The following is a 25,736-nucleotide window of genomic DNA, read 5'->3' as shown; positions in this document are numbered from 1 at the left end:
TTTTTTATTGCCGGACAAGCCCGCTACACAGCGAACAGCGTTGTCAGTGAATCTATCCGCTGCTTGACGAATCCTTCATCTTAGGTTTTGATTGCAACCATTATCTTTCGAATCGAAACTTAACCTCACATGTCGAAACGAAACACCCCCCAACGTCGCCACAATATCCTGGCCTTGCTCGCCGAGCAGGGTGAGGTAAGCGTGGACGCCCTGGCCAAGCGTTTCGAAACCTCGGAAGTGACCATTCGCAAGGATCTCGCCGCGCTTGAAGCCAATGGCTTGTTATTGCGTCGTTACGGCGGTGCGGTACCGGTGCCGCAGGAGATGCTGGGCGAGGCAGCTCAGCCCGTTTCCAGCTACAAGAAAGCCATCGCCCGCGCAGCTGTCGGACGCATTCGCGAACATGCACGCATCATCATCGACAGTGGCAGTACCACTGCAGCAATGATCCCTGAACTCGGGCGCCAGCCCGGCTTGGTCGTGATGACAAACTCCTTGAACGTGGCCCGAGCCATCAGCGAACTCGAGCACGAGCCGGTGCTGCTGATGACCGGTGGTACCTGGGACCCGCACTCCGAGTCGTTCCAGGGTCAGGTCGCCGAGCAGGTACTACGCTCATACGATTTCGACCAGTTGTTCATTGGTGCCGACGGCATCGACCTGAACCGCGGCACCACCACCTTCAACGAACTGCTCGGCCTGAGCCGGGTGATGGCGGAAGTGGCCCGGGAAGTGATCGTGATGGTCGAGTCGGACAAGGTCGGGCGCAAGATCCCCAACCTCGAGCTGCCCTGGAGCAGCGTTACCACCCTTATTACAGATGATCGCCTGCCCGCTGCGGCACGCGAACAGATTCAAGCCCGCGGCATCAACCTGATCTGCGCCGCGATCAGCCAGGAGCAATGACCATGTGTGGAATCGTCGGTGCAGTCGCCGAGCGCAACATCACCTCCATCCTTATCGAAGGCCTCAAGCGCCTGGAATACCGTGGCTACGACAGCGCGGGCCTGGCGGTAGTCACCCAGCAGGGCGAGCTTGATCGTCGTCGCCGCATCGGCAAGGTGAGTGAGCTGGAAGCCGCGGTGGCTGCCGAGCCGCTCAACGGCCACCTGGGCATCGCTCACACCCGTTGGGCCACCCACGGTGCGCCGACCGAGCACAATGCCCACCCGCACTTCTCCGGCCAGGAAGTGGCCGTGGTGCACAACGGCATCATCGAGAACCACGAAGAACTGCGTGAAGAACTCAAGGGCCTTGGCTACGTGTTCACCTCGCAGACCGACACCGAGGTGATCGTCCACCTGATCCACCACACCCTCAAGAGCATTCCCGACCTGACCGACGCCTTCAAGACCGTGGTCAAGCGCCTGCATGGTGCCTACGGTCTGTCGGTGATCAGCGTCAAGCAGCCGGACCGTCTGGTTGCCGCGCGCAGCGGTAGCCCGCTGGTGATCGGCCTGGGTCATGGCGAGAACTTCCTGGCCTCCGACCAGCTCGCGTTGCGTCAGGTCACCGACCGCTTCATGTACCTTGAGGAAGGCGATATCGCCGAAATCCGCCGCGATCAGGTGAACATCTGGGATCAGGCCGGCAGCAAGGTCCAGCGCGAAACCGTGCAGTACCACGAAGGCGCCGAGGCTGCCGACAAGGGCACCTATCGCCACTTCATGCTCAAGGAAATTCACGAGCAGCCTTCCGTGGTACAGCGCACCCTCGAAGGCCGTCTGGGCAGCGACCACGTCATGGTCCAGGCCTTCGGCCCGCAAGCTGCCGAGCTGTTCGCCAAGGTGCGCAATGTACAGATCGTCGCCTGCGGCACCAGCTATCACGCCGGCATGGTCGCGCGTTACTGGCTGGAAAGCCTGGCCGGCATCCCCTGCCAGGTCGAGGTCGCCAGCGAATTCCGCTACCGCAAAGTTGTGGTGCAGCCAGACACCCTGTTCGTGTCCATCTCCCAGTCCGGCGAAACCGCCGACACCCTGGCTGCCCTGCGCAACGCCAAGGAGCTGGGCTTCCTCGGCAGCCTGGCGATCTGCAACGTCGGTATCAGCTCGCTGGTACGTGAATCCGACCTGACCCTGCTGACCCTGGCCGGCCCGGAAATCGGCGTTGCTTCGACCAAGGCCTTCACCACCCAGCTGGTCTCGCTGATGCTGCTGACCCTGGCCCTGGGCCAGGTACGCGGCAGCCTCGAAGCTGGCGTCGAAGCCGAGCTGGTCGAAGAGCTGCGCCGTCTGCCCGCGCGTCTGGGCGAAGCCCTGGCGATGGACAGCGTGGTCGAGAAGACCGCCGAACTGTTCGCCGACAAACACCACACCCTGTTCCTCGGCCGTGGTGCCCAGTACCCGGTGGCGATGGAAGGTGCGCTCAAGCTCAAGGAGATTTCCTACATTCACGCCGAAGCCTATCCGGCAGGTGAGCTCAAGCACGGCCCGCTGGCGCTGGTCGATGCCGACATGCCGGTGGTTACCGTCGCGCCGAACAACGAGCTGCTGGAAAAGCTCAAGTCGAACCTGCAGGAGGTCCGTGCCCGTGGCGGCGAGCTGGTGGTGTTCGCCGACGAGAACGCCGGCATGAGCAATGGTGAAGGCACCCATGTGATCAAGGTGCCGCACATCATCGATGCCCTGGCGCCGATCCTGTACACCATTCCGCTGCAGCTGCTGTCGTACTACGTGGCCGTGCTCAAGGGCACTGACGTTGACCAGCCGCGTAACCTGGCGAAGTCGGTGACGGTAGAGTAAGCGGTTGCGCTGAGCGGGGGCTGGTTTTTGCGAATTAGAACTGTCGCACCGCAATAAAAACTGTCGCTGACGAAGGGAGCCTTAACCGGCTCCCTTTTTTCGTTGCGCACCTCGTTTCAGCTGAATCGCCCCTGGTTTCGTGAGCCACATCCAGCGCTTTGACCACGCTGTCTCCATCCGGCTTTTCTGATAAAGCCGCAGCCCGCGTACGCCCGAACCCTCGATCGCGATACCCGCGACCTCGGCCCAGTAGCCCACCCGTCGAAAGACGCACGAGGCGACGATACCGGAGGCGACCTTGTTCAGTTCACATTTTGCAATTGATTCTTATTTCTTAAATTGCTGTTCATCTATACAGTGCTCTGGTGGCTTGCTTCACCTCACATCCCGAATGCGCAGGAAGGCGAACCGCTCATTTCATCGAACACGAGTTATGGAGCGACATCATGGTACAAGGACCTATTGAATTACCCGCAACGCCTGTTACAGCCCCTGGAATTGACCCCCCTATTGGTGAGCCAGTCTATCTCGGACCAAAATTTGTTGGTGAGCCCACCGCTCCCATCAATATCCCTGGGCTACCGTCAGTAAATTTTGGCCCAATTACAAGTCAAGTGCAGTATCGAAGGGCCATGGCAGCTTACCTGTCTTCGGTTTATGAAAAAGAAACAAAACGCATTCATGAGGAATATCTTGCAAGTGCTGCGGGTTTGGCATCAACGCTACAAAAAGAGCTTGATGTCGCGCGGGGCGGTTCGTACATAAGTGACGCTGCCTCTGTCGCGAGCTTGCTTAGAGAAATACAGTTGCGCGAAAGCTCGATAAACCAAAAAGCGACTGAACGTCAAACTCAGCAAACGAAGTCAAACAGCTTTTACTCTGCCGATTTTTCGAGCAAAGGGAGTATTGATTTCATCCGGACAGTGACAGACCTCGCCATCAGTGGCAGCGCTGCAGTGAATGTCATTCCCAGATGGCAGGAGTCTCTGGCTGCGACATATCAGGCCCGCTATCTTGGCGACCAAATCTCTCTGCTCAATGCTCAGGCGGCGGCGTTGCGCGAACAGTTGGCCGTCGCTCAAGCTGCACAACGAGAAGCACAAGCCGTTATTCAGTCAGTCAGCAGTGAGCTATCAGCCATTACGGCACCTGCGCAGCAGCACCTGGCTACGCAAAGACAATCGCTGGAAAGTCAGTTTTCCGACTCATCGACTCTGACCCATGCTGAACGACAAGCCGCTACGCAGGCTGTCCAACAGTCGGCTCAGCAAAGTGATCAGCAGATTGATGCCCTTGCTGCAGCGGCCAGTAGTCAAATCAATGCGAACGAACTCGCTCAGATCAGTCAATCAGTAAAAGCACAGGCGAACCTCCTCGCCTCAACGTTCACGGACGTGGTAAATCAGCTAGTGGCTGACGCCGATACGCTTATCGCTTCTCAACGCAATACGATCATTCAAGCAAGTGGTAACGCAGCTAGCCTAGTTAACGCTCGCATGGTCGAACTCATTGCACAAGTTCAAGCTAACCCAACACATGCAGCCGCCGCTGCAGCCCGGCAGAGCCTGCAGCAAACAACGAACAGCACTTATGCCATCGTAACTGACCAGCTTGACCAGGCATCCCTTGCTGACAGCGCTAAACGACAACAAGTAATTGCTGGCATCCAGACTGCGCGAACTAACGCTCAGACGCAGTTACAGGGCGTGACTGCTCTCACTCAGAATGCCATCGCCCAGGCGGCCAGCACCTACCGGTTTGCAGGCAGTGCTGCTGTGCTGAGCATACCCGGACAAGGCGTAGTGCCTTTGGCCGAAGCAACTCTTGCTGCTCTGCGCCAAGGGATCGCGAGTGCGATCACCGCATTGGGCGGGATCGCTTCTGCTACGGTCGGTGCTCCCTTAGCAGCAGGGCTTGCCGCCTTGGTTTACCCCAGTTCCACGGCCAGTCAAGCTCAAGACCAGACTCCAGCCCGTTTCCGATATGGTATGGGAGTCGAAGCCCGAGATCTTGGTCTTGCGCCGGGCGCCAATCTCAATGCTATCGCTGCTGCACAGGGTAAAGTCGAGTTGGCCTATCGATTGGCCAACGAAACACGCGGGGATGGTCGCTCTTACATTTTGGTCGTCGCTGCCGATGGGATCAACGTAACAAAGAACGTACCCGTCCGAGCGGCCACATTGGACCCGCAGACTGGGCGCTACACGGTTGCAGTGCCAAGCCTGGTGCCTGACCAGCCTCCTATCACTCTAACTTGGACGCCAGGTCGCGCCCCCGGCGAACAGTCCTCAACAACCACTACACCCGCGGCGACACAGACTGTGCCAATCTACACGGGGGTAGAGCTACAGCCGCTTGAGATTGAGGCGCTGTCGTACCCAGGTGAAGTGCTGGATGCCAATGACCTGATCATCATATTCCCAATTGACTCGGGAATTGAACCGGTCTACTTGATGTTCAGTACTACAGGATATCATCAGGCGCCCAAAAACTTAATTGCTTTTCCTGATGCAAAACCTGTGAGAGCTAAAAGCAGCGTTCGTGGGGGCGGTAAGCTTAGAAGGCGCTGGGTGGATAGTAAAGGCAGAATTTATGAGTGGGATAGCCAGCACGGTAAGGTTGAATTATATGATAAACAGGGCAAGCATTTAGGAGAGTTTGACTCTGTATCTGGCAGTCAAACAAAGTCAGCTGTTCCTGGTCGAACTACCGAAAAGTGAGATATATAATATGTTTATTAATTTAACTGGCTTTCTGAAAGAGTATGAGCTTGATGACTCCTTGAAGTATGATCTTGATATTCCATCGGAACATGAAAAAGATATTATGAGTATTTTGAATTGGCAGTCTCTTGAGGCTGAATCAGACGGTGAACTTCCTCTGTCTGATGAGCAAGCAGAGAAAATATTTTCTCTACTTGGAAATCCGAAACCTGAAGGGTTGGATTTTTTTGTTGGCGTTCGAGCTTAGCGGCTAGCATCTGCCTTGCTTACTTAGCCTGCACGGTGGAGCACAGGGCCTGGCTATCTTCTATGCCAAGTCCATGTTCCGTGCTCAGGAAGGCAAGAAGAGGTAACGCCTTCTGACGTTTGCCCCGCGTTAGAACAAAAAATATCGGAGGCATGAGTGATTGCCTCCGATTTCTATTTACTTAAAAGTTAAGTATTCGATTCATTTCAAGTCCGCGCCAGCTCCCGCACTTCGCCACCCCGGCGCTTGCGCACCATGAAGTACGCCGCCACGATCACCAGCAAGGTCACCAGCACCAGCCAGAATTGAAAACGCGTCGCGGGGTCGATCGCCTGTGTTGCCAGCACCGACACCAGCGCCAGCAGCGCAATGACGTTGGTCAGCGGGAAGCCCCAGGCCCTGAATGACGTTGGGTCCACCACCTCATACCGGGTTTTCAGGCGCATGCCGACGTGGGCGAAAATGATGAAGATCCAGACGAAGATGATGAACGCGCCGGTACTCCTGGCCAGGGTCAGGAAGAGATCGCCGCCGCTGATGAAGTGCAAGGTCAGAATCGTCACGCAAATGCAGAACGCCAGCGCCAGTGCATTGATCGGAACGCCCTTGGCGTTGGTACGGGCGAACAGCGCCGGGGCATGTCCGCGTTGGCTGAGCGAGAACAGCATGCGCGAGTTGGAAAACATGAACGAGTTCATCACCGACATGAACGACACGAACAACACCAGTTTCATTGCCACCGCCGCGCCCTTGAAACCGGCGAGGGTGAACAGCGCGACGTAGGGCGAGGCGAGGTTGGCCTTGTCGGTCCAGGGCAGGCAGAGCACCAGGATCGACACGGAACCGACATAGAACAGCATCACCCGCACGATCACGCTCTTGATCGCGCGGATCACGTTCCGGCGCGGGTTCTCCGATTCACCGGCAGCTACAGCGGCAATTTCGCTGCCGCCCAGCGAGAAGATCGCCACGATCACCCCGGCCATCACTGGCGACAGGCCGTTGGGCATGAAGCCGCCATGGTCGGTGAGGTTGACCAGGCCGGGAGCGGGGATGTTTTCCTGCCAGCCCAATAGGATTGAGGCGCCTAGCAGCATGAAGATGAGGATGGTGACCACCTTCAGCGCCGCCAGCCAGTACTCCACTTCGGCGAACGAACGCACCGAGTAGGCGTTGCTGGCGATCAGCGTCACCAGCATGATGAACGCGCCGATCCAGATCGGCAGCCAGGGCATGAAATCGTTGAGGATCGCGCCCAGCAACACGGCTTCGAGGGTGATGGTCATCATCGACTTAAGCCAGTACAGCCAGCCCACGGTGAAGCCCGCCCAGTTGCCGAGGTAGATGTTGGCGTAGGTCGAGAAGGAGCCTGCGTCAGGATTGCGCGAGGCCATCTCGCCGAGCATGAACATCACCAGGGTGACGATGATGCCGCCGATCACGTAGGACAGAATCGCGGCTGGGCCGGCCGAGGCGATCAGGCTGCCGGAGCCGACGAACAACCCGGCGCCGATCACACCGCCAAGCGCGATCATGGTGATATGCCGCTGCTTGAGGCTTTGCTTCAATCCGTTGTCTTGCATGTCCAGACTTCTCTTATTATTGGAAGAAACCGGCGCGTCCTGCGAGCGGCAAGTGCTCGCGGATCTACCTGCACGGGCGGCGCCATCAATCGAGGTCTTGCTTCAGGCAATGCCTATCCGAGCCGACACCTTGGGCAAAGCGGCGCGTCATCTCAAACGAATTCTGCGCACAACATCCTGCGGATTTTTCCTGAGGTCAGTTTCGACGCCGATGCGCTTGAGACCATCGATGAATAACTTGAGCTACCCGGAAGCGTCGTGGCGAGGGGGGGCATAGCATGTTCCTCAAAGGGATGGGTGGCTAACCTGGGCGATGCGCAGTATGGATTTCCCTACCTCGACGGGTACTGCATCAGAAAAAACCAGGTCATACGCTGACAAAATCCTAGGAAGCTTCCTTCAATTCCTACGGCTTAGGTCAATATCTCCTCACAGTGCTTTGGCGTACCGTCGAGTCCTCTTCAAACAAGGACGAAGCCCATGCAATCACTGGAGCGAGTGCTCGACATACAGCCTGTCGTGCAGGCTGACATCACCTTTCAGATCAATGGCCAGACGGTGCAGGCCGCACAAGGCGAGACGGTACTCAGCGTGCTCAATGCCGTTGGCCTGCGTCAGCTGGCGCGCAACGACCACGGTCAGCCAGCTGGCGCCTTCTGCGGTATGGGCGTTTGCCATTGCTGCCTGGTGGCGATAGACGGGCGGCCCAAGCGCCGAGCCTGCCAGACCGTGGTTCGGCAGGGGATGCGGGTGGAGACCGAGGTCAATCGCCTGGCCCTGGAGGTGCAGTCATGAGTCTGCGACCGGTGATAGTGGGAGGCGGCTCGGCGGGCATGGCCGCGGCCATCGAGTTGGCCGAGCATGGCGTCGACTGCCTGCTGTTCGATGAAGCCTCGCGCCCGGGTGGCGTGGTCTATCGCGGGCCGCTGCGTGCCGGTGTCGACCTCGGTTACCTCGGCGCGCGCTACAGCAAGGCCCTGCACACGCTGCACGAAGACTTCGCCAGCAGCGCCGAACACGTCGACTTGCGCCTGAACAACCGTGTGGTTGGCGGCGATCATGAGCGCCTGATGGTGCTGGATGCCGACGAGCAACTGCATGAGATCGACTATTCCCATCTGCTGCTGTCGGCCGGCTGCCACGAGCGCAATGTGCCATTCCCCGGCTGGACACTGCCTGGCGTGATGCTGCTGGGCGGGCTGCAGTTGCAGATCAAGAGCGGTGTGGTCAAGCCGCTGGGCAGCACCTTGATCGCAGGTACTGGCCCGCTGCTGCCACTGGTGGCCTGCCAACTGCATGCGGCTGGCGCCAAGGTTGCCGGCGTTTACGAGGCCTGCGCCTTCAACCGTATCGCCAAGGAAAGCCTGGCGCTGCTGAACAAACCGCAGCTGTTTCTCGACGGCCTCAGCATGCTGGCGTACATGAAGCTCAACGGTATTGCGATGCACTATGGCTGGGGTGTGGTCAGCGCCAGTGGTGAAGGTGAACTGCGCGAAGTCAGCCTTGCGCCCTATGGCCAGGATTGGAAAGCCGACATGAGTCGTGTGCGGCGCGAGCCGGTGGACACCTTGGCGGTCGGTTATGGATTTATCCCGCGCACCCAGCTCAGTCAACAGTTGGGGCTGGCGCACGGGTTCAGCGACGACGGCTACCTGCGCGCGACATGCAATGTCTGGCAGCAGAGCAGCCAGGCGCATATCCACCTAGCCGGCGACATGGGCGGTATCCGTGGTGGCGAGGCAGCGATGCTGACCGGGCGCATCGCTGCGGTGTCGATCCTGCAGCAACGTGGCGTGCTCGACCCCGCCCAGGCCATCGAGCGGCGCGAGCAGTACTTGGGCAAGCTGGCCGCGATCACGCGGTTCAGGGCGGGTGTCGAGCGCTATACCCAACGTGGCGCAGCGCAAATCGAGCTGCCGCAGGCCGACACGGTGATCTGCCGCTGCGAGCACGTCACCCGTAGCGATATCGACCTGGCGCTTGAGCAAGGCGTGCAGGACATGGCCAGCCTGAAGATGCGCACCCGGGTGAGCATGGGCGACTGCCAGGGGCGCATGTGTGTGGGCTACTGCAGCGATCGCCTGCGCGCCAGCACCGGGCGAGCGGATGTCGGCTGGCTGCGACCGCGTTTCCCGATCGATCCCATCCCATTTTCCGCATTCCAGCACCTGGCCACGGAGGCCTGAGCATGAACAAGACCTATGACATCGTCATCGCCGGCGGTGGGGTGATCGGCGCCTCCTGTGCCTATCAGTTGTCCAAGCGCAAGGGGCTGAAAATCGCCCTGATCGACAGCAAGCGCCCGGGCAATGCGACACGTGCCTCGGCTGGCGGCCTGTGGGCCATCGGCGAGTCGGTGGGCCTGGGGTGTGGCGTGATCTTCTTTCGCATGATGTCCTCGCGCAACAAACGCGAGGCCCATGGCGCAGCAGTGGCGGTGGATTCGAGCACGCCGCATATCCTGCCGCAGTGCTTCTTCGATCTGGCACTGCAATCCAACGCGCTTTATCCACAGCTGCACCAGGAATTGATCGAGCGCCATGGCATGGACTTCAAGTTCGAGCGCACCGGATTGAAGTACATCATCCAGGACGATGAGGACCAGCTGTACGCCGAGCACATCGTCGCGCAGATCCCGCACCTGGCGGACCAGGTGCGCTGGCTGGATCGCCAGGCACTGCGTGAGCGCGAGCCCGCGGTGACCCTGCAGGCCAAGGGGGCGCTGGAGTTCCTCTGCGATCACCAGGTCAGCCCGTTCCGCCTGGGCGACGCCTACCTGGAAGCTGCGCGCCAGAACGGCGTCGATCTGTATCTGAACACCAACATCACTGATGTGCTGCAGGTGAACTCGCAGATCAAGGGTGTGCGCACTGCCGAGGCGGGGGTTTTCCATTGTCACACCTTGCTCAATGCCGCTGGGGCTTGGGCGGGCGAGCTCAGTGAGTGGGCTACCGGTACTTCGATTCCGGTCAAGCCGGTGAAAGGTCAGATCGTTCTCACCGAACGTTTGCCCAAGCTGCTCGAGGGCTGCCTGACCACCAGTGATTGCTACATGGCGCAAAAGGATAATGGCGAGGTACTGATTGGCAGCACGACGGAAGACAAGGGGTTCGATGTTAGCACTACCTTCCCCGAAATTGCCGGGTTGGTTCAGGGGGCGGTGCGTTGTGTGCCGGAGCTGGCGCAGGTGAGCCTGAAGCGTACCTGGGCGGGGTTGCGTCCCGGGTCGCCGGACGAACTGCCTATTCTTGGCCCTGTGGACGAGGTGACGGGTTACTTCAACGCCTGTGGACATTTCCGTACCGGGATTCTCACCTCGGCAATCACCGGCGTGATGCTGGACAAGGTTATCCACAACGAGCCACTGCCGCTGGATATCACACCTTTCCTGGCGAGACGTTTCGGGCGGGCTGTGGATAAGAACTGGGCGGTGGGGTAGGGCATGGGGGGCCGCTCCTGCAGGCTTGGTAGCCGCTGCAGGAGCAACTGTCTTGTCCAAAATCTAAGGGTGAGGCCAATCCCTGCGAGAGCGGCGGTTCGGCGCCCCGACTTGTCCCGCGAACACGGGCGTAGCCCGTGCCAGGCAGCGCGGTGTCCTTTTCGCGGGTAAACCCGCTCCCACAGGGGCCTGCGCTGCTTTTGTTGGACTTAGATCTGCATCGCCATCCCTTCCACGTTCATCGCTGCCTGGCGTAAGGCTTCGGAGCGAGTCGGGTGTGGGTGGCAGGTCAGGGCGATATCCTCGGCCGACGCGCTGAACTCCATGGCCACGCAAAACTCGCCGATCATCTCGCTGACGCTCGGCCCGACCAGATGCACACCTAGCACCTCGTCGGTCTCGGCATCGGCCAGCACCTTGGCGAAGCCTTCGGTCTCATGGTTGATCTTGGCGCGGCTGTTGGCGGTGAAGGGGAACTTGCCGACCTTGTAGGCACGGCCCTCTGCCTTGAGCTGCTCTTCGGTCTTGCCAACGCTGGCCAGTTCCGGTCGTGTATAGATGACGCCGGGGATCAGGTTGTAGTTGACCTCATGGGCCTTACCGGCAATACGCTCGATGCACGACACCGCTTCGTCTTCGGCCTTGTGCGCGAGCATCGGGCCGGAGGTGACGTCGCCGATCACCCAGATGCCGGGCACTTGGGAGCGGTGGTGGTCATTGGCGAGCATGCCGCGTTTGTCGGTCTGCAGGCCGACGCTCTCCAGGTTCAGGCCCTGGGTGTACGGGCGGCGGCCGATGGCGACCAGCACATAGTCGGCCTCCAGGGTTTGCGCATCGCCGCCGGCGGCAGGCTCAAGCGTCAGGCTGACGCTGCTCGCCGAAGGCGTGGCCTGGGTCACCTTGCTGCCGAGCTTGAAGCTCATGCCCTGCTTGGCCAGGGCCTTTTGCAGGGTCCTGGCCGTTTCCTCGTCGGTGCCGGGGCAGATGCGGTCGAGGTATTCGATCACGGTCACCTCGGCCCCCAGGCGACGCCAGACCGAACCCAGTTCAAGGCCGATCACGCCTGCGCCGATGACCACCAGGTGCTTGGGGACCTGCGGCAGCGCCAAGGCGCCAGTGGAGTCGATGATACGTTGGTTATCGATATTCACCCCTGGCAGCGGGGTTGGCTCGGAGCCGGTGGCGATCACGATATCTTTGGCCTGAAGAGTGGTTTCGCTGCCATCCTCGGCCTTGACGATGACCTTGCCGACGCCGTCGAGGCGGCCCCAGCCCTTGACCCAGTCGACCTTGTTCTTGCGGAACAGGTACTCGATACCCTTGGTCAGGCCGCTCACGCTTTCGTCTTTCTGCTTCATCATCTGCGCCAGGTTCAGGGTCGGCTTGACCTCGATGCCCAGGTGCGCGAACTCGCTGCCGCTGGCCGCTTCGTACAGCTCGGAGGCGTGCAGCAGCGCCTTGGAGGGCATGCAGCCGACGTTCAGGCAGGTGCCGCCGAGAGTCGAACGTCCTTCGACGCAGGCCACGCTCAGGCCCAACTGACCGGCACGGATGGCCGCGTTATAGCCGCCAGGGCCGCCACCGATGATCACCACATCATAGGATTTCATGGGATTCACTCCAGGGAAGAAGAATGCGCGAGAGGGGCACAAGGTTAGTCGCTGAATGGAGGATTGTATACAATCTGTCGATCGCGGCATGGCCGATAGCGTTGGACTATGGTCGCTATAAAAGGAAACTTCCAATGAATGAACTACCCTGATCCGGTGACGCTCGAATTCTTGTACGGCGTCCGTAATTGAAAGGGGGTCTTTCATGCTTGCGCAACTTCCACCTGCGTTGCAGAGCCTGCACTTGCCTTTACGTCTTAAGCTGTGGGACGGCAACCAGTTCGATCTAGGGCCTAGCCCGCAGGTCACCATCCTGGTCAAGGAGCCTCAGTTGATCAGTCAGCTGACACACCCGAGCATGGATGAACTGGGCACAGCCTTTGTCGAGGGCAAGCTTGAACTCGAGGGGAACATTGGCGAAGTCATCCGCGTTTGCGACGAGCTCAGCGAGGCTTTGCTCAAAGACGATGAAGATGTAGTCCCGGTGCGCACCTCGCACGACAAGAAAACCGACGCCGAAGCCATTTCCTACCATTACGACCTGTCCAACGAGTTCTACCAACTGTGGCTCGATCCGGACATGGCTTATTCCTGCGCCTACTTCAAGGAGCCGGACAACACCCTCGCCCAGGCCCAGCAAGACAAGTTCGACCATCTGTGTCGCAAGCTGCGGCTGCAGGCCGGCGATTACTTGCTGGATGTCGGCTGCGGTTGGGGCGGCCTGGCGCGTTTTGCCGCACGCGAATATGGCGCCAAGGTGTTCGGCATCACCCTGAGCAAGGAGCAATTGACGCTGGGGCGCCAGCGGGTCAAGGATGAGGGGCTGGCCGACAAGGTCGACCTGCAGATTCTCGACTACCGCGACCTGCCCCAGGATGGCCGTTTCGACAAGGCGGTCAGCGTCGGTATGTTCGAGCACGTCGGCCATGCCAACCTCGAACTGTACTGCCAGCGACTGTTCGGCGCCGTACGTGAAGGCGGCCTGGTGATGAACCATGGCATCACCGCCAAGCATGTGGATGGTCGGCCGGTTGGGCGAGGTGCTGGGGATTTCATCGATCGTTATGTATTCCCGCACGGCGAGCTGCCGCACATCTCGATGATTACCGCGCGTATCTGCGAGGCAGGGCTGGAGGTGGTAGACGTGGAAAGCCTGCGTCTGCACTACGCCAAGACCCTCAATCACTGGAGCGAAAATCTCGAGAACCAGCTGCATCGCGCTGCGGCGCTGGTGCCGGAGAAGACGCTGCGGATCTGGCGGCTGTACCTGGCCGGATGCGCCTATGCCTTCACCAAGGGCTGGATCAATCTGCATCAGATTCTTGCAGTGAAGCCGTATGCGGATGGCCACCACGACCTGCCGTGGACGCGAGAGGATCTCTATCGTTGATCAAGACGGGGCCGCCTTTGCGGCCCCGCTTCTTTTCTGGCTACAGAATCGGTGAAATCAAGCGCGCGATGCGCATCCCCAGCTGCTGCAGCCGATGAGTGTCGCGGCTGTCTTCGGCGGTTATCTCCCGCGATTGCTCGAAGTCGCACAGCAGCATGGCCTCGACCTGATCGGCAAAGGCGCGGTCGATGGTCAGCAAGGTGATCTCGAAATTCAGCCGGAACGAGCGATTGTCCATGTTGGCGCTGCCGATAGCGCTGACATCATCGTCCACCAGGATCACCTTCTGATGCACGAAGCCCGGCTGATAACGGAATATGCGCACCCCGGCCCGCACAGCTTCGAAGGCGAACAGGCTGGAGGCGGCATAGACGATCTTGTGGTCGGGCCGTGACGGAATCAGTATCCGCACATCGACGCCGCGCAGCACTGCTAGGCGCAGTGCCGCGAAGACGGCTTCGTCTGGAATGAAGTAGGGGCTGGTGATCCAGATACGCCGTGTTGCCGACTGAATCGCTTCGACGAAGAACAGTTGGCAGGTCTCCTGTGGATCCGCCGGGCCGCTGGCAAGCACCTGACACAGTACGCCATCTTCTGGATAGGCATCGGGCAGGATCAGCGGTGGCAGCTCACGGGTGGCCCAATACCAGTCTTCGGCGAACGACTCCTGCAGACAGGCCAGCACCGGTCCGCTGACCTGCACGTGGGTATCGCGCCAGGGTGACAGGCGTGGATTGCCGCCCAGGTACTCATCACCGACGTTGTGCCCACCGACGAAACCCTGGAGTCCGTCAACCACGACAATCTTGCGGTGGTTGCGGAAGTTGACCTGGAAGCGGTTGAACCACCCACGGCGCGAGGAGAAGGCCTGGATCTGTACACCGCCCTCGCGCAGCACCTGGCTGTAGCGCGCCGGCAGGGCATGGCTGCCGACCTGATCGAACAATACGTAAATCCTTACCCCTTCGGCGGCCTTGCGCAGCAGCAGTTGTTGCAGCTCCTGACCGATGGCGTCGTCGTGGATGATGAAGAACTGCACCAGCACCGTGTCCCGCGCCTCGCCGATGGCAGCGAAGATCGCGTCGAAGGTCGCAGTGCCATCGATCAGCAATTTCACCTGGTTGTTGGCCAGGCAGGGCATGCGACCAAGCTTGGGCATGGCACGCAGTGCCGCGTAGCTTTCCGACTCCCGGGCGGTCAGGGCTTCCTCCACCCAGGGGCGCCAGTTGAGGTCGGCCATCGCCACGTGCATCTCCTGGTTGGCTTGTCGCCGCGCCTGTATATAGGCGTAAAAGGAGCGGGCGCCAAAGATCAGATAGGGCACCAGGGTCAGGTAGGGAATGAAGAACAATGACATTGCCCAGGCGATTGCGCCCTGAGCGGTACGCACAGTGAACACCGCATGCAGCGCAGCGATGATGCCCAGGAAGTGAATCAGTCCGAGCAGGTAACCGAAGAAGTAGGGGCTGTGGTAATCCATACGCATCCTGCATTCCAAGAGCACTGCCGCCTAACAGAGCATGTTCCCGGGGCCACTTGCAACCCGCGGGCGAAAAAGACGTCTAAGGCTCTGTCCGGCCTGAAGCCGGTATTTCGAGGAGCACTGATCCATGAAGATTCGTCTGCCACTGATTGCCCTGGCACTGGGCCTGGGCAGCCCGCTGCTGGCGCAAGCGCAGATGCTGCAACCCGGTCTTTGGGAGTTGACCACCAGCAACATGCAGGTCGACGGCAAGCCATTGCCCGACATGGCATTCATGCTCGGCCAACTGAAGAACCTGCCGCCGGAGCAGCGCGCCATGATGGAGGGTGCCTTGGCCAAGCAAGGCATTACCGTGGGGGGCAATGGAGTGCGCTCGTGCCTGACGCCAGAGCAGGTGGCTACCAATGATATTCCGTTGCAGGATCCGCAGTCGGGTTGCACGCAGAAGATCACCGACCGTCAAGGCAACGTCTGGAAGTTCCAGTTCAGTTGCCCCAAAGCCCAAGGCACCGGTCAGGCAACCTTCCTCAGTGATCGCGAATTCACCACCCAGGTCAGCGGCACCTTCAATGCCTCGGGCGTTCAGCAGCAGGGCAGCATGAACACCCGGGCGGTGTGGCTGGGTAATGATTGCGGGAACGTACGTCCACGCAGCTAGCGCCTCACCATTGCCACTGGCTGGCAGCCACTGCGTCGTGGGCATGCAGGCTTTCCGCATGTTCCACGCGCAGATCGAAGCCGGTGGCCCATTCCAGTTCGCGCAGCGCCAGGTGCACGCGACGCGCAGCATCTTCACAGAACATCAGGTTCTGACCATTGGCCAGGGCGAACGCCTGTTCGTCGGCTCTTTTCACGGCCGTCTGCACGGCGGTACCCAATGCGTTTTCCACGGTATCGATCAGCGCGTTGAGCGGAAGCGTTTGCAGGTTGTCCCGCAGACGCACCTTGATGAAGGCCTGGCTGCGCTGGCTGTGGGGCGTCGCAACGATACCTGCACTGCTGCCCAGCCATTGCAGGATGGCCTGTGGATCGAGCGTCTGGTTGGCGAAGTCCGTGAGAAACTGCTGCTGGATGAGCTGGCGCGCCAGCGCAGCGGAGCATGGGCAGGTGGATGAATAGGGGATTTCCACGTGTTGTTCCACGTGGAACATTTCGTTTTCGATGCGTGCATCAAGGGTGATCGGGTAGCGCTTCCAGCCCTCCAACGGGCTGACAAGCGCTGGACGCTTAAGCAGGTAGTCGAATTTCAGGCGCAGGTAGGCGCTGGACGAAAGCCCTTCATGGCTGTCGAGAAAGCGGTCCAGGAGCTGGCGCAATGCCAAGGGCGTCAGTTCGGTGTGCTCCAGTGCCTCCAGCGCAAGGTAAAGGCGCGACATATGGATGCCGCGCGATTCACCATCATCCAGGCTCACGCCGGCATCAGCCCAGGCGCTCAGGCGGTACCCGTTCAGTTGCACAGGCAGGGCGATACCGCGCATACCGACCCAATCCAGGGGTTGGAGCTTGTGGCTGGTTTGTGCGGCGATGTCGGGAAGCATCAGGCTGGTCATCGATAGAGTCCATGAAGAAGGGGCTTCAGCGGCAACCTCCGATCAAGCTGCAATGCAGGTTGAAACGTTGGCCGCTTGAGCTGGATACGCGGTTCAGGGTGGTCCAGCCGACGCGCCGGCTGTAGCCCACCCAGGCTTCGCCGTCGCTGGCCAGGCCGGTGAAAAAGGTCATCTGTCCATAGCGGCTGTTGGTCTGCGCCCAGAGTCGTCGACTGTTGCTGTCATACCCGCGCAGATGAAAGTCTCGGCCTTCGGTTCGCACACTGTAGTAACTGCCTTTGCCGTCTTCGCACGCCAACAGCGTGGCGCTGCGGGTGCACAACGCCAGGCCGGGCTGTGGGATCGCAGCGTAGAGCGGGATGGGCACGGCAAGTGCCAGCAGCAATAGGGCGAGGTTCGAGTGCTTCATGTCCATCCTCTCGAGCAGCCGTTCGACAGACGCGGCTTGGCGAAATTGTATTGTTATATTATAACGTTGTGCAATGCATCGTTTCGAATGCGCTTTGCCCGATGAGGTTCACCATGACCAACCGTCTTCCCGTTACCGTGCTGTCCGGCTTCCTCGGGGCCGGCAAGAGCACGCTGCTCAACCATGTCCTGCGCAACCGTGAAAACCTGCGGGTTGCGGTGATCGTCAACGACATGAGCGAAATCAATATCGATGCCAGCGAGGTACAGCGTAATGTGAGCCTCAATCGCGCCGAAGAAAAGCTCGTCGAGATGAGCAATGGCTGCATCTGCTGCACCCTGCGCGAAGACCTGCTCGAGGAAGTGGCCCGGCTCGCCGACGAAGGCCGCTTCGATTACCTGCTGATCGAATCCACCGGTATTTCCGAACCACTGCCGGTGGCCGAAACCTTCACCTTCCGCGACGAACAGGGCCGCAGTCTCTCCGACTTGGCGCGCCTGGATACCATGGTCACGGTGGTCGACGGCCTTAACTTCCTGCGGGATTACCAGGCGGCGGACAGCCTGGCCAGTCGTGGCGAAACCCTGGGTGAGCAGGACGAACGCTCCATCAGCGACTTGCTGATCGAGCAGATCGAATTCGCCGACGTGTTGCTGCTGAGCAAGATCGACCTCATCAGTCAGCACGAACGCGAGGAACTGACCGCGATCCTGCGCAGCCTCAACGCCCGTGCCCAGATCGTGCCAATGGTGATGGGCCAAGTGCCGCTGGAGCGTATTCTCGATACCGGGCTGTTCGACTTCGAGCAAGCGTCCCAGGCGCCGGGATGGTTGCAGGAACTGCGCGGCGAGCATGTGCCGGAAACCGAGGAGTACGGCATCGCCTCGACCACCTGGCAGGCACGCAGGCCGTTTCATCCACAGCGCTTTTTCGACTTTATCCACAACAGCTGGAGCAATGGTCGGCTGCTGCGTTCGAAAGGATTTTTCTGGTTGGCCAGCAAGTACCAGGAAGCGGGCAGTTGGTCGCAGGCAGGCGGCATGATGCGTCATGGGCTGGCGGGTCGCTGGTGGCGTTTCGTGCCGCGTGAGCAGTGGCCGCAAGATGAAGAGAACCTCGAAGCGATCCTCAAGCAGTGGACGGTCGATTCGGGCGACTGTCGCCAGGAGCTGGTGTTCATCGGTCAGAACATCGACTTCGCACGGTTATCCACAGAGCTTGAAGCGTGTCTGCTGACGGACGAGGAGATGGAACTGGGGCCGATGGCCTGGTTGCGCCTGAATGATCCGTTCGGCCCCTGGTATGAAGAGGCGGCAGCATGAAGGCGGCACCTCGGCCTGTGGATATCCGCCAGGCGTTCGGCGAGTCGCCGCAGGTGATGACAGAAATCCTGCAGGATGGCGTCAACCTGGCGGTGTGGCAGCGACGCTTACCGGCGCAGGTCGAGGACTTCGCGGCCCTGCTGCTCAATCTTGGCCAGCCGATGTCGGATGAGCGTGTGATGGAGGTGGATGAGCGTGAGCCACCGGTGTTGCATCGCTTGCTGCCCGAGGCGGCCGATCTGCACGGTTACGAAGGTTTTGTGGCTGACGTGTCGTGGTTGGTGGCGGCCTATACCTGCCTGCTGGGCGCGCGCCGCGTGGGCTTGCGGCTGAGGCTGCTCGACGGGGCGATGTGCCCGCGCTTTCATGTGGATCATGTCCCACTGCGTCTGCTGACCACCTATGCGGGCGCCGGCAGTGAGTGGTTGGAAGAAGGCGACATCGACCGCAGCCGCTTGCAGCTGGCCGAAGCACCTGTGGATAACATTCGGCGCTTGCAGGCAGGGGACGTGGCCTTGCTCAAGGGCGAGAAGTGGTTGGGTAACGAGGGGGCGGGGCTGGTGCACCGCTCGCCGCCGACGCCGCCGGGAGAGAAGCGGCTGTTGTTGAGTCTTGATTGGTTGGGGTGAGGGTTTTGCCCGCGAAGAGGTCCGTAAAGGCAACGAACCTGCATCCACGATAGACTGGCATCACGTCCACCTAGACTCTGAGCCATGTTGCAGCACATTCCCACCTACGTCATCGCCGGCCCACTGGGCGCAGGCAAGACCAGCCTGATTCGTCACCTGCTCGGTCAGCGCCCGGAAAGCGAGCGCTGGGCGGTGCTGGTCAATGAGTTCGGCCAGATTGGCCTCGACGCTGCGCTGCTCAGCACCGATGCGTCCGGCGTTGCCATTGGCGAGGTCGCAGGCGGTTGCTTGTGTTGTGTCAACGGGGCGCCATTCCAGGTCGGCCTGGGGCGTCTGCTACGCAAGGCCAAGCCCGACAGGCTGTTCATCGAGCCTTCCGGCCTCGGTCATCCCGTGCAATTGCTGGAGCAGTTGAGGCACGCGCCCTGGATTGGTGTGCTGGATGTCCAGCCCCTGCTGATGGTGCTGGATGCTGCTGCCCTGGCGCGGGGTGAACCGCTGCCCGATGCGCAACAGCGCGCAGTGGCGCAGGCGGGGTTGTTGATTTTCAACAAGTCAGAGGATGTGGATGATGCACAGCGTCTGTTGATAACTGCGCCGTTTGGCGAAATCAGGGCGGTGTGGACGGATCATGCTGCGCTTGCCCTGGATAATCTGCCCATTCTGTCCACAGAGCCTTTACCCTCAGGGGTTCTTTCCAGCCTGCCTGTGGACAGCTCACCCGTCAGCTTGGCTGCCCTGTGGACAGATCCGCGCCAACCCATCTGCCAGGCGCAGCAAGGTGAGGGTGGGTGGAGTGTTGGCTGGCGCTGGCATCCGAGCCAGCGCTTCGATGAGGCTGCATTGCGTGGCGTGCTCGCGCAATGGGCGTGGCGGCGAGCCAAAGGGGTTATCCACAGCACCCAGGGTTGGCAATCATTCAACGGCCTGGAGCGCGGTGTGCCTGAGTGGCGTTCAAGCGAATGGCGCAGGGACTCGCGTATCGAGCTGATCTTTGATGAGCCCCAGCCGTTGCAGCCCCTTCAAGCAGCCATCGAGCACTGCCGCGTAAACGGCTGATCAGTTGCGCCAGCGGTTGTGCTCCTGGCGCCATTGCTGCATTTCGATAACGTTGTCGGTGCGCGGCGGGGTCTTGATCTCGAACGGGTAGGGTGCCAGTTCGATCTGTACGGTATGGGCGCCGAACTGGGTCACGGTGCCGGGGTGACGCTGTTCGCCGGTAACGGTGAACTCGAAGGCATAGACCCGTGCCAGACGCTTGCGGCCATTGGCATCGCGTATGAAGGCGATGCGCTTGAGGGCCACGGCGTCGTCTAGCAGCTCCAGGTCGAGCTTCGCACAATGCTGCTTGACCCGTTCCAGCGCCTTCTCTCGCAAGCCATGGTTGTGCCACAGCCAGGCGCCAGCCGTCGCCAACAGCATCAGGACGAACAGGTTCTCCAGGGTCAACATTTGCATATGCTCCAGACAGGTGGCTTCAGCTTAACTGCGTGCCTGGCCTGTCGTATAGGTGGCTTTCGGGTTCATACTGATCGACTTTCACTTATCCACACAGCTTCGGAAGTCTCCTGCATGAAACGTACACCGCACTTGCTCGCGATCCAGTCCCATGTGGTCTTTGGCCATGCCGGAAACAGCGCCGCGGTGTTTCCCATGCAGCGCATCGGCGTCAATGTCTGGCCGCTCAACACTGTGCAGTTCTCCAACCACACTCAGTATGGCCAGTGGGCTGGCGAAGTGCTTGCTCCGGAGCAAATTCCTGCGTTGGTGGAAGGCATTTCCAATATCGGCGAGCTGGGCCATTGCGATGCAGTGCTCTCGGGTTACCTGGGCAGTGCCGAGCAGGGGCGGGCGATCCTGGCCGGCGTCGAACGGATCAAGGCGGTCAACCCGCATGCGCTGTACCTGTGCGACCCGGTGATGGGGCACGCCGAGAAGGGCTGCATCGTGCCCCAGGAGGTCAGCGACTTCCTGCTTGAGCAGGCGGCGTCGGTGGCCGACATCCTCTGCCCGAACCAGCTCGAGCTCGACAGTTTCTGTGGTCGGCATGCGCAGTCGCTGGAAGATTGCGTGGCCATGGCGCGCAGCCTGCTGGCACGTGGGCCGCAGGCGGTACTGGTCAAGCACCTGGCCTACCCGGGGCGCGGCGAGGATGCTTTCGAGATGCTGCTGGTGACCCGCGAGCAGAGCTGGCACCTGCGTCGCCCGCTGCTGGCGTTTCCGCGTCAGCCGGTTGGAGTCGGTGACCTGACCTCGGGGCTGTTCCTGGCGCGGGTACTGCTGGGCGATTCGTGGCTGCAGGCCTTCGAGTTCACCGCGGCGGCGGTGCACGAAGTGCTGCTGGAAACCCAGGCCTGCGCCAGCTACGAGTTGCAGCTGGTGCGGGCGCAGGACCGCATCGCCCATCCGCGGGTGCGCTTCGAAGCACAGGTGCTGGCGTTCTAGATCACTCGGTCTTCAGGTCCTGGTAGCGCTTCTCCAGCTCCTGGCGGATCTGGCGGCGCTGCTGGCCCTGCAGGAAGCGGCGCTTCTCTTCGCTGTTCTGTGGCTGACGTGGCGGCACCGCGACCGGGCGGCGATTGTCGTCGACCGCGACCATGGTGAAGAAGCAGCTGTTGGAGTGGCGAACGGAGCGCTCGCGGATGTTCTCGGTCACCACCTTGATGCCCACTTCCATGGAGGTGTTGCCGGTGTAGTTGACCGAGGCGAGGAAAGTCACCAGTTCGCCGACGTGCACCGGCTCGCGGAAGATCACCTGGTCCACCGACAGGGTCACGACATAAGTACCGGCATAGCGGCTGGCGCAGGCATAGGCCACTTCGTCGAGGTATTTCAGCAGGGTGCCGCCATGTACGTTGCCCGAGAAGTTGGCCATGTCCGGCGTCATCAGGACGGTCATGCTCAGCTGGGCGTTTCCAGGTTCCATAGTGTGCTCACGGTGAGGTTGCGCTGAAACGGGGCGGGTATCTGCAGACACTTCTGTTCCCCTCTGTTGAGGTTTCCCATCCTGGAAACGGACGTCGCTCGACGGTCCGTCGTCACGCCGATCATGCCATTACCTCGCGCGCTTTTGCCGATCTGTTTCTACATATTGCACGGGCGTTTGACGAGCGGACGCGATGTTACCCTGAGTACGCCCATGCAACATGGGTGTTCCACCTTTCAACACAATTCGTACTAGCTGCTCGATCGGGGATGGCCTGGCAGAGGAGCGGTCTGCCCCCGTGCGTAGAGAAAAGGAGTGCCACGCCATGCATGCCATAAGCTTCATCCAGGATCTGGCCGTGATCATGCTGGTCGCAGGGGTGGTAACCATTCTTTTCCACAGGCTGCGCCAACCGGTGGTGCTCGGCTACATCGTCGCCGGTTTCATCATCGGCCCTCACACGCCGCCGTTCGGCCTCATCCACGACGAAGACACGATCAAGACCCTGGCCGAGCTCGGGGTGATCTTCCTGATGTTCTGCCTGGGCTTGGAGTTCAGCCTGCGCAAGCTGTTCAAGGTGGGGGCGACCGCCTTCATCGCTGCCTTCCTCGAAATCGTGCTGATGATCTGGATCGGCTTCGAGATCGGCCGCTGGTTCGGCTGGAGCACCATGGACTCGTTGTTCCTCGGCGCCATCCTGGCGATCTCCTCGACGACAATCATCGTCAAGGCGCTCAACGACCTGAAGATGAAGAACGAGCGGTTCGCGCAGTTGATCTTCGGCGTGCTGATCGTCGAGGACATCCTCGGCATCGGCATCATCGCCCTGCTCTCAGGCATTGCGGTCAGCGGTACGGTCAGTTCCGGCGAGGTGTTCTCCACCGTCGGCAAGCTGTCGCTGTTCATGATCGTGGCGTTGGTCATCGGCATCCTGCTGGTGCCACGGCTGCTGGCCTACGTGGCGAAGTTCGAGAGCAACGAGATGTTGCTGATTACCGTACTGGGGCTGTGCTTCGGCTTCTGCCTGCTGGTGGTCAAGCTGGAGTACAGCATGGTGTTGGGCGCCTTCCTGATCGGTGCGATCATGGCCGAATCGCGCCAGTTGCTGAAGATCGAGCGCCTGATCGAGCCGGTACGCGACCTGTTCAGCGCCATCTTCTTCGTCGCCATTGGCCTGATGATCGATCCGCAGGTGTTGATCGACTACGCTTGGCCGATCGTGGTGATCACCCTGGCTGTGGTGTTGGGCAAGATGCTGTCTTGCGGCATGGGCGCCTTCATTGCGGGCAACGATGGACGTACCTCATTGCGTGTGGGGATGGGGCTTTCACAGATTGGCGAATTCTCCTTCATCATCGCTGCCCTGGGCATGACCTTGCAGGTCACCAGCGACTTCCTCTATCCAGTCGCAGTGGCCGTCTCGGCCATCACCACCTTGCTCACGCCTTACCTGATTCGTGCTGCGGATCCCCTGTCGATTCGCCTGGGCAAGGTGGTACCGCAGCGCTTGTCGCGGGTGCTGTCGCTGTATGGCGAGTGGTTGCGCAACATTCAGCCTCAAGGCGAGGGCGCCATGCTGGCGGCGATGATCCGGCGCATCCTGCTGCAAGTGGGGGTGAACCTGGCACTGGTGATCGCCATCTTCTTCAGCGGTGGTTACTTCGCGGTACGCATCGGCACCTGGTTGAGCGAATGGATCGGTGATGTCGGGCAGCAGAAGGCGGTGATCTGGGGTGCGGCATTGTTGTTGTCACTGCCATTCCTGATCGCCGCTTATCGCAAGCTCAAGGCGCTGTCGATGCTGTTGGCGGAGATGGGGGTCAAGCCGGAGATGGCCGGGCGACACACTCAGCGCGTGCGCCGCGTGATTGCCGAAGTGATTCCGCTGTTGTCGCTGCTGGTGATCTTCCTGCTGCTGTCGGCACTGTCGGCGAGTATCCTGCCGACCAACGAGCTTTTGCTGGTCATCGCCGTGGTCGCGGCCGTGGTGGTCGCGCTGCTGTGGCGTTGGTTCGTGCGCGTGCATACGCGCATGCAGATCGCCCTGCTGGAAACGTTGGAGAACAGCCGCGATCACTCGCATTGAGGGGTGATCGCTCCCTGCGCAAGACTTCATGGTAGTCCGAGGGGATCAGGCGGTAACGATGTCGCCAGGCGCAGAAAGCCTGGCGATTCTACGAGTAGTTAATGGCGGTATGCCATTACTTTGCGTGTTCGGGTTCAGCTTTCCAGCCAGACGTCCCGCGCCCAGTGCCACACCGACTCCCAGCTTTCCTCGCCAACGATTTCTTCGTCGCCATCCCACAGCACCACCGTGCCGTCTTCCTCGACGCAGTAGTAACTGTCGCCGTCCTGGCAAAGGGGGATCAGGTCGCGTGGTACGCCGGCATCCCAGGCATTGGCGGCAACATCAGGCAAGTAGGTGTGCGACTGCGGGTCGGTGACAGTGACCGGCTCGAGGGAGCCGTATACCACGTCGCTGACGGTCAGCAGGAATTCCTTGAAGACGAAGGGAATGTTGATGAACAGTTGTTCTTCGATTTCGACCAGTTGGTCTTCGTCGGGAAGCTCCAGGGGCACGGGTACTGGCTCATTGGCTTCACGGAGTTGTTCGATCACTTCTTCCACAGTTCACTTCCTCTTACCTTGATGACAACGCTGCGCGTTATACCCTAGTAGCCCAGTGTGGCAAAAGCAAAAACCCCGGGACAGGCCCGGGGTTTTTCTGTGAAGCGCGTCAGAATCAGCCGTTCTGGCGGATACCGGCGAGCATCCAGGGCTGGTTCTCGCCCTGTGCACGCTCCATGTGCCAGCTTTCGCTGAAGGCCTCGCCCTGATCGAAGCGCGAGTTCTTCGATACGCCACGGAAGGTCAGGGTAGCGATGGTCTTGTCGGCGCGGTCGTCGACGCCTTCCAGTTGCACATCGAGGTCGTCGATGTAGGTGGACTGGAAGCCATCACCTTGCTCGGCACGCTCACGCTTGAGGAACTCGAGCATTTGCGGGGTAACGAACTCGGCGATCTTGTCCATCTCGTTCGCATCCCAGTGCTGCTGAAGCGTCTGGAAGTGGTTGCGGGCAGCGGCCAGGAAGCTCTGCTCGTTGAACCAGGCCGGGGCGTTGATGACCGGCGCGGTGGCGACAGGGGCGGCCGAACCACCGAAGATCGATTGCGCAGGCTGTTGTTGCACTTCACGCTGGTAGGGAGCGTGGCCGGCGCCTGCGGCAGCTTGCGGCTGCTGCTGGCGACGGCGCGCAGCGATGAAGCGGAAGACCAGGAAGGCGATCAGGCCCATGATCAGGAAGTCGAGGATCTGCATGCCCTGGAAGCCGTCTCCCATGAACATGGAGGCGAGCAGGCCACCGGCGGCGAGGCCGGCCAGAGGGCCCAGCCAGCGCGAAGCACCGCTGGCAGCGGCCGGTGCACGGCCTGGAGCGGTCGGCGCGGCGGCAGGCGTGGTTGGGGAGGCCTGGCGGGTCTGGTGCATAGGCGCAGCGCCCGAGCTCTTGCCACCGCCGAAGCGCTTGGCGTTGGCGTCGAGGCTCAGCGTCAGGCCGACGCAGAGCGCCAGTGCGATGCTAAGAAAACGTTGCATAAGATGGGATTTCCCGTTTTGTGGATTGCACGCGCGTCATGGTGCACATGATGTAGGAGACATGGCTAGCGCAAGAATGTTTCGAG

General features: G+C 60.5%; 23 protein-coding genes. 14 read left to right on the top strand and 9 right to left on the bottom strand.

Going from position 1 to position 25,736, the window contains the following annotated elements; all coding sequences use genetic code 11:
* Positions 1 to 129 precede the first annotated feature (129 nt).
* From AB688_RS02020 to AB688_RS26685, 4 genes are all read left to right on the top strand, one after another.
* A complete protein-coding gene (locus AB688_RS02020; RefSeq protein WP_063541896.1) occupies positions 130 to 906 on the top strand; it encodes a DeoR/GlpR family DNA-binding transcription regulator in 777 nt (258 codons plus the stop codon).
* Positions 907 to 908: 2 nt separating this feature from the next.
* Positions 909 to 2,744 (top strand): glutamine--fructose-6-phosphate transaminase (isomerizing), encoded by a 1,836-nt coding sequence (glmS, locus tag AB688_RS02015; RefSeq protein WP_063541894.1) that lies wholly within the window; start codon positions 909 to 911, stop codon positions 2,742 to 2,744.
* A 446-nt stretch (positions 2,745 to 3,190) separates the two neighbouring features.
* Positions 3,191 to 5,464, top strand: coding sequence for an S-type pyocin domain-containing protein (locus AB688_RS27105; protein WP_155738180.1), 2,274 nt, complete (start codon positions 3,191 to 3,193; stop codon positions 5,462 to 5,464).
* Between the two features lie 10 nt (positions 5,465 to 5,474).
* On the top strand, positions 5,475 to 5,714 hold the full coding sequence (locus tag AB688_RS26685) for a pyocin S6 family toxin immunity protein (RefSeq protein WP_155738179.1): 240 nt from the start codon (positions 5,475 to 5,477) through the stop codon (positions 5,712 to 5,714).
* A 206-nt stretch (positions 5,715 to 5,920) separates the two neighbouring features.
* On the opposite strand, the gene AB688_RS02005 is transcribed toward AB688_RS26685, so the two are convergent.
* A complete protein-coding gene (locus AB688_RS02005) occupies positions 5,921 to 7,297 on the bottom strand; it encodes an amino acid permease (protein WP_063541890.1) in 1,377 nt (458 codons plus the stop codon).
* 480 nt (positions 7,298 to 7,777) lie between these two features.
* Between AB688_RS02005 and hcnA the strand changes: the two genes are divergently transcribed.
* Genes hcnA through hcnC form a run of 3 tightly spaced genes read left to right on the top strand, consistent with a single transcriptional unit; the run spans position 7,778 to position 10,736 of the window.
* On the top strand, positions 7,778 to 8,092 hold the full coding sequence (gene hcnA / locus AB688_RS02000; protein ID WP_054892997.1) for a cyanide-forming glycine dehydrogenase subunit HcnA: 315 nt from the start codon (positions 7,778 to 7,780) through the stop codon (positions 8,090 to 8,092).
* Positions 8,089 to 9,483: a cyanide-forming glycine dehydrogenase subunit HcnB gene (hcnB, locus tag AB688_RS01995; protein ID WP_063541888.1), complete on the top strand. Its 1,395-nt coding sequence runs from the start codon at positions 8,089 to 8,091 to the stop codon at positions 9,481 to 9,483. Before hcnA ends, hcnB begins: the two co-directional genes overlap by 4 nt.
* Before the next feature lie 2 nt (positions 9,484 to 9,485).
* Positions 9,486 to 10,736 (top strand): cyanide-forming glycine dehydrogenase subunit HcnC, encoded by a 1,251-nt coding sequence (gene hcnC, locus AB688_RS01990; protein ID WP_063541886.1) that lies wholly within the window; start codon positions 9,486 to 9,488, stop codon positions 10,734 to 10,736.
* Between the two features lie 209 nt (positions 10,737 to 10,945).
* Here hcnC and lpdA read toward each other — a convergent pair whose 3' ends face one another.
* The gene (gene lpdA, locus AB688_RS01985) at positions 10,946 to 12,346 is read right to left on the bottom strand and encodes a dihydrolipoyl dehydrogenase (protein WP_054892994.1); all 1,401 of its coding nucleotides are present in this window, start codon (positions 12,344 to 12,346) and stop codon (positions 10,946 to 10,948) included.
* A 205-nt stretch (positions 12,347 to 12,551) separates the two neighbouring features.
* Between lpdA and cfaB the strand changes: the two genes are divergently transcribed.
* Positions 12,552 to 13,736: a C17 cyclopropane fatty acid synthase CfaB gene (gene cfaB / locus AB688_RS01980; RefSeq protein WP_063541884.1), complete on the top strand. Its 1,185-nt coding sequence runs from the start codon at positions 12,552 to 12,554 to the stop codon at positions 13,734 to 13,736.
* Between the two features lie 40 nt (positions 13,737 to 13,776).
* Here the strand turns inward: cfaB and cls are convergent, their stop codons facing one another.
* The gene (gene cls / locus AB688_RS01975; protein WP_063541882.1) at positions 13,777 to 15,216 is read right to left on the bottom strand and encodes a cardiolipin synthase; all 1,440 of its coding nucleotides are present in this window, start codon (positions 15,214 to 15,216) and stop codon (positions 13,777 to 13,779) included.
* A gap of 130 nt (positions 15,217 to 15,346) precedes the next feature.
* Between cls and AB688_RS01970 the strand changes: the two genes are divergently transcribed.
* On the top strand, positions 15,347 to 15,877 hold the full coding sequence (locus tag AB688_RS01970) for a DUF3617 domain-containing protein (protein ID WP_054892991.1): 531 nt from the start codon (positions 15,347 to 15,349) through the stop codon (positions 15,875 to 15,877).
* A gap of 4 nt (positions 15,878 to 15,881) precedes the next feature.
* Here the strand turns inward: AB688_RS01970 and folE2 are convergent, their stop codons facing one another.
* Together folE2 and AB688_RS01960 are read right to left on the bottom strand one after the other, a co-directional pair.
* A complete protein-coding gene (gene folE2 / locus AB688_RS01965; RefSeq protein WP_063541880.1) occupies positions 15,882 to 16,769 on the bottom strand; it encodes a GTP cyclohydrolase FolE2 in 888 nt (295 codons plus the stop codon).
* 25 nt (positions 16,770 to 16,794) lie between these two features.
* Positions 16,795 to 17,178 carry a hypothetical protein gene (locus AB688_RS01960; RefSeq protein ID WP_063541878.1) on the bottom strand — a complete coding sequence of 128 codons (384 nt, stop codon included), beginning with the start codon at positions 17,176 to 17,178 and terminating at the stop codon, positions 16,795 to 16,797.
* Positions 17,179 to 17,291: 113 nt separating this feature from the next.
* Here AB688_RS01960 and zigA point away from each other — a divergent pair, with 113 nt between their 5' ends.
* The 3 genes from zigA (at position 17,292) to AB688_RS01945 (ending at position 20,188) form a co-directional block, all read left to right on the top strand.
* Positions 17,292 to 18,500 (top strand): zinc metallochaperone GTPase ZigA, encoded by a 1,209-nt coding sequence (gene zigA / locus AB688_RS01955; protein WP_063541876.1) that lies wholly within the window; start codon positions 17,292 to 17,294, stop codon positions 18,498 to 18,500.
* A complete protein-coding gene (locus tag AB688_RS01950; protein ID WP_063541874.1) occupies positions 18,497 to 19,129 on the top strand; it encodes a DUF1826 domain-containing protein in 633 nt (210 codons plus the stop codon). The genes zigA and AB688_RS01950 overlap by 4 nt, the downstream gene beginning before the upstream one ends.
* An 84-nt stretch (positions 19,130 to 19,213) precedes the next feature.
* A complete protein-coding gene (locus AB688_RS01945) occupies positions 19,214 to 20,188 on the top strand; it encodes a CobW-like GTP-binding protein (protein ID WP_063541872.1) in 975 nt (324 codons plus the stop codon).
* Here AB688_RS01945 and AB688_RS01940 read toward each other — a convergent pair whose 3' ends face one another.
* Positions 20,189 to 20,581 (bottom strand): DUF3301 domain-containing protein, encoded by a 393-nt coding sequence (locus AB688_RS01940; RefSeq protein WP_063541870.1) that lies wholly within the window; start codon positions 20,579 to 20,581, stop codon positions 20,189 to 20,191. It lies immediately after the preceding gene.
* A gap of 120 nt (positions 20,582 to 20,701) precedes the next feature.
* On the opposite strand from AB688_RS01940, the gene pdxY reads away from it, so the two are divergent.
* Positions 20,702 to 21,574: a pyridoxal kinase PdxY gene (gene pdxY, locus AB688_RS01935; RefSeq protein WP_063541868.1), complete on the top strand. Its 873-nt coding sequence runs from the start codon at positions 20,702 to 20,704 to the stop codon at positions 21,572 to 21,574.
* Between the two features lies 1 nt (position 21,575).
* On the opposite strand, the gene AB688_RS01930 is transcribed toward pdxY, so the two are convergent.
* Complete coding sequence (locus AB688_RS01930) at positions 21,576 to 22,055, bottom strand: acyl-CoA thioesterase (RefSeq protein ID WP_054892983.1); 480 nt, start codon at positions 22,053 to 22,055, stop codon at positions 21,576 to 21,578.
* A 325-nt stretch (positions 22,056 to 22,380) separates the two neighbouring features.
* Between AB688_RS01930 and AB688_RS01925 the strand changes: the two genes are divergently transcribed.
* Positions 22,381 to 24,141, top strand: coding sequence for a cation:proton antiporter (locus AB688_RS01925; RefSeq protein WP_063541866.1), 1,761 nt, complete (start codon positions 22,381 to 22,383; stop codon positions 24,139 to 24,141).
* Positions 24,142 to 24,275: 134 nt separating this feature from the next.
* On the opposite strand, the gene AB688_RS01920 is transcribed toward AB688_RS01925, so the two are convergent.
* Together AB688_RS01920 and AB688_RS01915 are read right to left on the bottom strand one after the other, a co-directional pair.
* The gene (locus tag AB688_RS01920; RefSeq protein WP_063541864.1) at positions 24,276 to 24,683 is read right to left on the bottom strand and encodes an SMI1/KNR4 family protein; all 408 of its coding nucleotides are present in this window, start codon (positions 24,681 to 24,683) and stop codon (positions 24,276 to 24,278) included.
* Between the two features lie 115 nt (positions 24,684 to 24,798).
* Positions 24,799 to 25,650, bottom strand: coding sequence for a Tim44 domain-containing protein (locus AB688_RS01915; protein ID WP_063541862.1), 852 nt, complete (start codon positions 25,648 to 25,650; stop codon positions 24,799 to 24,801).
* Positions 25,651 to 25,736 lie beyond the last annotated feature (86 nt).

It is taken from the genome of Pseudomonas putida, from assembly GCF_001636055.1.
GTDB classification, from domain to species: Bacteria; Pseudomonadota; Gammaproteobacteria; order Pseudomonadales; family Pseudomonadaceae; genus Aquipseudomonas; species Aquipseudomonas machongensis.
This window is presented reverse-complemented; position numbering and strand designations above follow the sequence as displayed.